The organism is Aureimonas sp. AU12 (assembly GCF_001463705.1).
GTDB lineage: Bacteria > Pseudomonadota > Alphaproteobacteria > Rhizobiales > Rhizobiaceae > Aureimonas.
This window is the reverse complement of the sequence record NZ_BBWH01000081.1, coordinates 1-274: the sequence shown is the minus strand read 5'-3', so window position 1 is coordinate 274 and position 274 is coordinate 1. Positions and strand designations below refer to the sequence as shown.

General features: G+C 47.4%; 1 pseudogene. It reads left to right on the top strand.

Going from position 1 to position 274, the window contains the following annotated elements:
* Window positions 1-67: 67 nt before the first annotated feature.
* Window positions 68-274: pseudogene (locus AUL33_RS22895) on the top strand (hypothetical protein); the annotation flags it as partial.

Genomic DNA, 274 nt, shown 5'->3' with positions numbered 1-274 from the left:
CCGTTATGGGGGACCACATGCTGATTTCTCTTTGTCATATGCACAAAATCCTATTGCCTGATTGCCAGTGCATTTTACGCTTACGGTTTTTTCATTGTCAATTAATGTTTTTCGTTTTACAAATCGCCTTGAGATTTTTACGCATGGGGTGACCGTGGCGATCGAAATGAAGAATGTGCTGGAGCTTACAGATGCGGCACTTTCCGCTGACTACACGCGCGTGCGTCGCGCAGTAAATGAGCTGGCGCGCGATCTGGACAAGAATGGCGAAACC